This is a genomic window from Rathayibacter sp. AY1A5 (genome assembly GCF_002930875.1).
GTDB lineage: Bacteria > Actinomycetota > Actinomycetes > Actinomycetales > Microbacteriaceae > Rathayibacter.
This window is the reverse complement of the sequence record NZ_PSTM01000028.1, coordinates 21,402-28,211: the sequence shown is the minus strand read 5'-3', so window position 1 is coordinate 28,211 and position 6,810 is coordinate 21,402. Positions and strand designations below refer to the sequence as shown.

Genomic DNA, 6,810 nt, shown 5'->3' with positions numbered 1-6,810 from the left:
CTCCCGATGTCGACCCGCCACCCCCTCGCTCTCCCCCCGAGCCGAACGATCGATCCGCGTGCCAGCGGATCGGTCTAGGCGATCGCTCCCCGCTCTGCGAAACGTGACCACCCTCTCCGGCCGACCGCGCCGAGCCCGGCGGGGACGGGCTCGAAGGAAGATCAGCCCAAGCTCGCGACCCACTCCGAGCTACCGTCGACGAAGGACTGCTCCTTCCAGATCGGCACCGACGCCTTGATGTCGTCGACCAGTGCCGCGCAGGCTTCGAAGGCCGCCGCGCGGTGGGCCGAGGCCACGGCGCAGGCGAGGGCGAGGTCGCCGACCACGAGGTCGCCGACCCGGTGCACGGCGGCGATCCGGACGTCGGGCCAGCGGTCGGCGATGCGGCGGGCGGAGGCGAGGAGTGCGGCGGGGGCGTCCGGGTGCGCCTCGTAGGACAGCCGGAGCACGCCGCGGCCCTCGTCGTGGTCGCGGACGACGCCCGCGAAGGTCACGACGGCGCCGTGCGTCGGGGAGTCGACCGCCTGCTCGCACTCGTCGACGGTGATGGCCTCGGCCGCGAGCCGGGCGAGGGCGACCGGCTCAGCGGGCATGGTCGCCGCCTCCGAGCTGGTCGAGCAGGTGCCCGATCACCGGGTCGAGCACGTCGATCCCGTCGCGGACGCCGCCGGGGGAGCCGGGGAGGTTCACCACGACGGTGCGGCCGCTGACGCCGGCGAGCCCGCGGCTGAGCACGGCGGTCGGGACGTGGGCGGCGCCCTTGGCGCGCACCGCCTCGGCGAGGCCGGGCAGGGGCCGCTCCAGGAGGGGGGCGGTCTGCTCCGGGGTGACGTCGCTCGGGGCGACGCCCGTCCCGCCGGTGGTCACGACCACGTCGACTCCGCTGCCGATCGCGTCGGCGATCGCCTCGCCCACCGCGTCGCCGTCGGCCACGACGACCACCCGGGACTCCCAGCCGCGGGTGGTGAACCAGGCCTCGAGCGCCGGTCCCGTCCGGTCCTCGTACACGCCGGAGGCGGCACGGGTGGAGGCGACGACCGCCACCGCCCGCCGCGTCACGGGGTTCCTCCGCTCGTCCACGAGCCGCTCCTCCCGCCCGCCTTCGCGAGCACACGGATACCGGTGATCGCGGCACCGCGATCGACCGCCTTGATCATGTCGTAGACCGTGAGGGCGGCCACGCTGACCGCGGTCAGCGCCTCCATCTCGACGCCGGTGCGCCCGGTCGTGCGCACGCGCGCCTCGATCCGGACGCGGCCGTCCTGCGGCTCGAGGTCCACGTCGACGCCGTCCAGCGCCAGCGGGTGGCAGAGCGGGATGAGGGTCGAGGTCGCCTTCGCGCCGAGGATCCCGGCGATCCGCGCCACGCCGAGCGCTTCGCCCTTGGGCAGCTCGCCCTGCTCGAGGAGCCGCACCACCTCGGGCGAGGTCTCGACGTAGCCCTCGGCGACGGCGGTGCGCGCCGTGACCTCCTTCGCGCTCACATCGACCATGTGCACGGCTCCGTCGCCGCGCACATGGGTGAGCCGATCGCTCTCAGTCATCGATCCTCCAGATCTCGACCGTGTCGCCGGTCGCTGCGTGGTCCGTCCCGACGGGGACGTGGATGAGCACGGTGGAGCGGGCGTAGGACGCCAGCAGGTGCGAGCCGGGCCCGCCCACCGGGTGCACGAGGCCCTCGTCGTCGAGGACTCCGCGGCGGATCTGGTGCAGGTGCGCGGGCGAGTCGAGCGCCGTGCCGAGGCGCGCACGGAGCCGCGGCCGCTCGGCGGGCGTCCGTCCGGCGAGCGAGCGCAGCACGGGCCGGAGGAACACCTCGAACGAGACCAGGGCGCTCACCGGGTTCCCGGGAAGCGAGACGACCGGCAGGTGCAGCCCCTCGGCCACGCGCACGAGACCGAGGCCCTGCGGGCCGCCCGGCTGCATCTCGACGTGGCCGAACTCCGAGCCCGCCGGGCCGAGCGCGTCGCGGACGACCTCGTAGGCGCCCGCGCTGACACCGCCGACCGTGATCACCAGGTCGGCCGCGCCCGCGTGCTCCTCGAGCAGCGCCAGGAGGTCCTCGGCCCGATCGCTCGTGCATGCGGCGACGACGGGCAGCGCGCCCGCTTCGCGGACGGCCTCGGCCAGCAGGGCGCCGTTCGCGTCGTGGATCTGCGCCTCCTCGAGGACGGCGCCTGCGGGACGGATCTCGTTGCCGGTGGGGACGACGAGCACCCGGAGTCGCGGCAGCACCTCCGCCTCGGTCAGCCCGAGGGAGGCGAGGAGTCCGTAGTGGGCCGCGCGGAGGACAGTGCCGGCCGGGAGGGCGAGCTCGCCGCGGCGGGCGTCGCTGCCCCGGGCTCGGACGAAGGTCGCCGGCACCACCGGGTGCGCGAAGGCGACGCTGCCCTCCGCGGGGAAGCGCGGAGGATCGACGCGCTCGACCGGGACGACGGCGTCGGCCCCCTCCGGCAGCGGCGAGCCGGTCATGATCGGTGTCGCCGTGCCGGGCTCGTGCCGCGGCGCCCGGTCGCCCGCGGGGATCGGCGCCGAGACGGGCAGGGCGACGGGATGCTCCGGCGCCGCCGCGTCGAGGTCGGCCGCCCGCACCGCGAAGCCGTCCATCTGCGAGTTGTCGAAGCGCGGCAGGTCGAGCGGGGAGTCGACGGAGCGGGCGAGGACCCGCCGGTCGTACGCGCCCGGATCGGCGGCGACGGCGGCCGGCTCCAGGCTCAGCGTCTCGCGGGCGCCCCGCGTGGCCAGCGGCGCGAGCAGCGCCCGCACCCGGGCGGCGTGCAGGTCGATCGAGGTCATCGTGTCCTCTCGCGAGCGGCGGAGCCCGACCGGCGGCGGGACCGAGTCCATCTTGCCGGGTCGCGCCCGGTTCCGCGGCGTAGTGTGAGCGGATGAGCACAGCACTGGGGATCCCGGGCTTCCGGCCCCGACAGCGCAGCGCGGTCCTCCCGGCCGACCGCCCCGCCACCCCGCTCCTCCTGGACACCTACGGGCGCGTCGCGGACGATCTGCGGATCTCGCTGACGGACAAGTGCAATCTGCGCTGCACCTACTGCATGCCGGCGGAGGGCCTTCCGTTCCAGCCGCCCGCGTCCCTGCTCAGCCGTGAGGAGATCCTCCGCCTCGCGCGCATCGCCGTGGAGCAGTTCGGCGTCCGCCAGATCCGCTTCACCGGCGGCGAGCCGCTCCTGCGCAAGGACCTCGTCGACATCATCCGCGACGTCGCCTCCCTCGACCCGCGCCCCGAGATCTCGCTCACCACGAACGCGATCGGCCTGTCGGGTCGGGCGGCGGCGCTCGCCGACGCCGGTCTGAACCGCGTCAACGTCTCGCTCGACTCCATCTGCGCCGAGACCTTCGCGAAGGTCACCCGTCGCCCGTTCCTCGACCGCGTGCTCGCGGGCATCGACGCGCTCGGTCCCGCCGGCCTGGACCAGACCAAGATCAACGCGGTGCTCCTGCCCGGGATCAACGACCACGAGGCCCCGGAGCTGCTCGCCTGGGCCCTCGCGGGAGGCCACCAGCTCCGCTTCATCGAGCAGATGGCGCTCGACGCCGACCACGGCTGGGACCGCGCGACCATGATCACCGCCGCGGACATCCGGGCGCTGCTCTCGGAGCGCTTCTCGCTCAGCCCGCACGCGGCCCCCCGTGACGGCGCCCCCGCCGAGCTCTTCGACGTCCGCGAGGCCGGGGGGTCCGAGGTGCTCGGCCAGGTGGGGATCATCGCGTCCGTCACCGAGAACTTCTGCGACGACTGCCGCCGCACCCGGCTCACCGCCGAAGGAGGTGTCCGCAGCTGCCTCTTCTCGAACGAGGAGACGGACCTGCTCGGCCCGATGCGCGCGGGCGCGGACGACCACGAGGTCGCCCAGCTCTGGCGCGGGGCGATGTGGGCCAAGCCCGCGGGACACGAGATGAACCGGGCGGGCTTCGTGCAGCCCGAGCGCACGATGAGCGCGATCGGCGGATGAGCATGCGGGTCCGCTACTTCGCGGCGGCCAAGGCCGCCCTCGGCCGTGGTTCCGACGAGCTCGACGAGGTGCCCGACCTGGGCGCTCTCGAGGAGAGACTCGTCGCCTCCGCGCCCTCGGCCGCCGACGTGCTCGCACGGTGCACCTACCTGGTCGACGGCGTGTCGACCGCGGACAGGGCCACGCCGCTGCGTCCCGATGCCGCGGTCGACGTCCTGCCGCCGTTCGCCGGCGGCTGACCCCGAAGAGCCCTCCGTGACGAGCCGTCCTCGACCCGACCGGTGCGTCCGCTCCGCGCGGTCCGCAGCAGGTGCGTCCGCGCTTCTGGAGGACGCTGCATCCCGAGGACGGACTGGTCCTGTCCCGCCGCACAGGGACCCGCGGGACGCCTCCCTCGGACCCGCGTGCGGCGGGGCAGGACCGGATCAGCGGCCGATCCCGTGCGTCACGGGCACAGGACGTTGGTCATCGTGTCGAGCACGTTGCGGTTCTGCACGTCGAGGAATCCGAACGCCGAGGAGACTCCGGTGGCGACCAGCACGCCGCTGACGAAGGCCCTGCCGTCCCGGGTCACGTAGGCGTCCGGCGCGAAGATGGTGGCGTCGGAGGGCACACCGGAGGCGACGCGGATCTGCGGCTGCGTCCTGTCCGCGAACGCGCCGTACCGGACGAGAGCGCCGTTCTGGATCACGTCCACGACGTCACGGTTCTGTCGATCGCGGTAGGCGTCGGCACTGGTCACCCCGGTGGCGACCAGGATGCTGCTGTTGAAGAGGCGCCCGTCCGGCGTCAGGTGGTACGAGGGCGCCAAGGCCGTCGATCCTGCCGGAACGTTCCTGGCGTAGACCTGGTTCTTCGTGGAGGAGATGTAGCGGACGAGCTCCGAGCCGACGATCACGTCGATGACGTCGTTGTTGCTCTGGTCGCGGAAGGAGTCCGCGCTCGTCACTCCGGTGGTCACGAGGGCTCCGCCGGCGCGCCGCAGCTCGCCGTTCGGTGTGACGTAGAAGGCGGGCGCATGGACCGTCGATCCGGCCGGCACGCCGCTCCCGATGGCCTTCGGCGCGGCCTCTCCGGTGACGAAGCGGTAGAAGACGCCGTCGACGACGAAGTCGGCGACGTCGCGGTTCTGCTCGTCGCGGAAGCCCTGGACGCTGGTGACGCCGCGCGCGATCCGCCCCCCGCCGTGATAGAGCTCGCCCGACTCCGTCAGGTAGTACCGGGGTCCGACGGTCTTGGCTCCCGAGGGCACGTTGCCGTTCGACTCCGTCGTCGTCCGTCCGCCGTCGGTGACGTACCGGACGGCGGTCCCCGTGGTCGCGGTGGTGCTCGCGGTCGCCGTCGCGCCCGCGGCGCCGGAGACGGCGGAGAGGGTGATGCCGTTCTGCGCCACGTTCCCGGCCGTGACCGGGATGCTCACGCGTCCGTCCGCGCCGGTCGTCGCCCTGACGGTCTGCGCGCCGCCGCTGGTCAGGCCGGCGGGGAGAGTGATGGTGACCGTGTCGCCGGCAGCGGGAGCGCCGTTGGTCGTGGCGAGGACGGAGACCGTTCTCGTGGTGCAGGCGGGGAAGGAGTACGCCGGGGCGTCGAAGGCGAGGGTGAGGCCGGTGGACGCGGCGGCCGCGGGGGTCGCGACCGCCGCGGCGACGACGGGGACGGACCAGGCCGCACCCGACATGATCGTCCGCCGGGCGGGCCCCCCGCGGGTCGAGTCGATCCGCGGTGGGAGGGAGCGCGAGTGCGCTGCCGTCGGGTCCAGGGCGTTGGTGTCCGTCATGGTGTTCCTTTTCTTTCTTTCGTGCGAGGGGTGGTGGACGCGCCGATCCTGCCGAACGTCCGGCCTCCGGTCGACGCGGAACGGGCCGCGACGAGGTTCCATGCCCGACCGTGGACGTTCCGTCGCGCCGCCGGACCGGGGGAGCCACTCAGGGCGCCTCCTCGCCGGGAGCCCGTCCGGCGCGGGGGACGCGGCGGCGCACGTCAGCCCGCGTCGTCGATCCGGCGGAGGGTCCGCTGCATGTGGATCCGCGAGCTGAAGCCGGCCGACCGCGCCACGCGGTCCAGGTCCGTCGCCGCCCGCGGGCCGAGCTCGTCGAGGAGGCGCTGCGCCTCGAAGGCCCGCGCGCGCTCGATCCGCTGACGAGGGGTGGTGCCGGCGGCCGAGAACGCCCGGTGCAGGTGGCTGACCGACACGCCGAGACTCTCCGCGAGCGTCTCCACCGTGAAGGAGCGGTCGCGGTAGTGCCGCTCGATCAGGCGCGTGCCGTTCGCGTACACGGCGGCGGGGGACCGGTCCTCCCGGTCGGAGGAGGGCAGCAGCGCCGAGAAGGCCGAGGCCAGGAGGTGCTCGCTCGCGATCTCGAAGTGCTCGAAGGCCGCGTCCGAGGGCTCGACGCCGAAAGTGAGGACAGTGTTCGCCGCACCGGTGAGTGCGCGCCAGTAGGCCTCGGGGAGGGCGAGGACCCGGTCCGTGAGCGAGGCGAACTCGCTCGCGCGGAGCACCGAGGGGCGCAGCTGCCACTCGAAGCGCGCCCACGGACTGAGCGCCGCCGCGTACTGCACCGTCGAGGCGCGGGTCACGAGAGCGCTGCCGGCCGGGAGCCGGTGGTCGCGGCCCCGGGCGGAGAGGCGGCCGGTCCCGTCGAGGCTGAAGAGCACGCGGAGCCTTCCGGGATGGGGGAGGACCTCGAACTCCCCGGTCTGCAGCCAGGCGCGGCTGAGGCTGAGGCGCGGCGAGACGATCGCGTCGCAGACGGCACCTCGCGGCAGGGGGCGCCGCGGAATCCAGCCGAGCCGACGCAGCCGCCTCTCGGCGGGACTCCAGACCTCGGGCATCACG

Annotated in this window: 8 protein-coding genes; 2 read left to right on the top strand and 6 right to left on the bottom strand. The window is 74.2% G+C overall.

Going from position 1 to position 6,810, the window contains the following annotated elements; translation table 11 throughout:
• Window positions 1-161 precede the first annotated feature (161 nt).
• Genes C5B98_RS15165 through glp form a run of 4 tightly spaced genes read right to left on the bottom strand, consistent with a single transcriptional unit; the run spans window position 162 to window position 2,796 of the window.
• A complete protein-coding gene (locus C5B98_RS15165) occupies window positions 162-593 on the bottom strand; it encodes a molybdenum cofactor biosynthesis protein MoaE (protein WP_104247639.1) in 432 nt (143 codons plus the stop codon).
• The gene (locus C5B98_RS15160; protein WP_244229433.1) at window positions 583-1,080 is read right to left on the bottom strand and encodes a molybdenum cofactor biosynthesis protein B; all 498 of its coding nucleotides are present in this window, start codon (window positions 1,078-1,080) and stop codon (window positions 583-585) included. The genes C5B98_RS15165 and C5B98_RS15160 overlap by 11 nt, the downstream gene beginning before the upstream one ends.
• Complete coding sequence (gene moaC / locus C5B98_RS15155; RefSeq protein ID WP_104232482.1) at window positions 1,056-1,544, bottom strand: cyclic pyranopterin monophosphate synthase MoaC; 489 nt, start codon at window positions 1,542-1,544, stop codon at window positions 1,056-1,058. The genes C5B98_RS15160 and moaC overlap by 25 nt, the downstream gene beginning before the upstream one ends.
• Window positions 1,537-2,796 (bottom strand): gephyrin-like molybdotransferase Glp, encoded by a 1,260-nt coding sequence (gene glp / locus C5B98_RS15150; protein WP_104328029.1) that lies wholly within the window; start codon window positions 2,794-2,796, stop codon window positions 1,537-1,539. The genes moaC and glp overlap by 8 nt, the downstream gene beginning before the upstream one ends.
• 92 nt (window positions 2,797-2,888) lie before the next feature.
• Between glp and moaA the strand changes: the two genes are divergently transcribed.
• A complete protein-coding gene (gene moaA, locus C5B98_RS15145) occupies window positions 2,889-3,971 on the top strand; it encodes a GTP 3',8-cyclase MoaA (protein WP_104226889.1) in 1,083 nt (360 codons plus the stop codon).
• Window positions 3,968-4,210 (top strand): MoaD/ThiS family protein, encoded by a 243-nt coding sequence (locus C5B98_RS15140; protein WP_104223924.1) that lies wholly within the window; start codon window positions 3,968-3,970, stop codon window positions 4,208-4,210. Before moaA ends, C5B98_RS15140 begins: the two co-directional genes overlap by 4 nt.
• Window positions 4,211-4,416: 206 nt before the next feature.
• On the opposite strand, the gene C5B98_RS15135 is transcribed toward C5B98_RS15140, so the two are convergent.
• Window positions 4,417-5,748 carry a hypothetical protein gene (locus tag C5B98_RS15135; protein WP_104324091.1) on the bottom strand — a complete coding sequence of 444 codons (1,332 nt, stop codon included), beginning with the start codon at window positions 5,746-5,748 and terminating at the stop codon, window positions 4,417-4,419.
• Between the two features lie 203 nt (window positions 5,749-5,951).
• A complete protein-coding gene (locus tag C5B98_RS15130) occupies window positions 5,952-6,806 on the bottom strand; it encodes an AraC family transcriptional regulator (RefSeq protein WP_104226887.1) in 855 nt (284 codons plus the stop codon).
• Window positions 6,807-6,810: the final 4 nt, after the last annotated feature.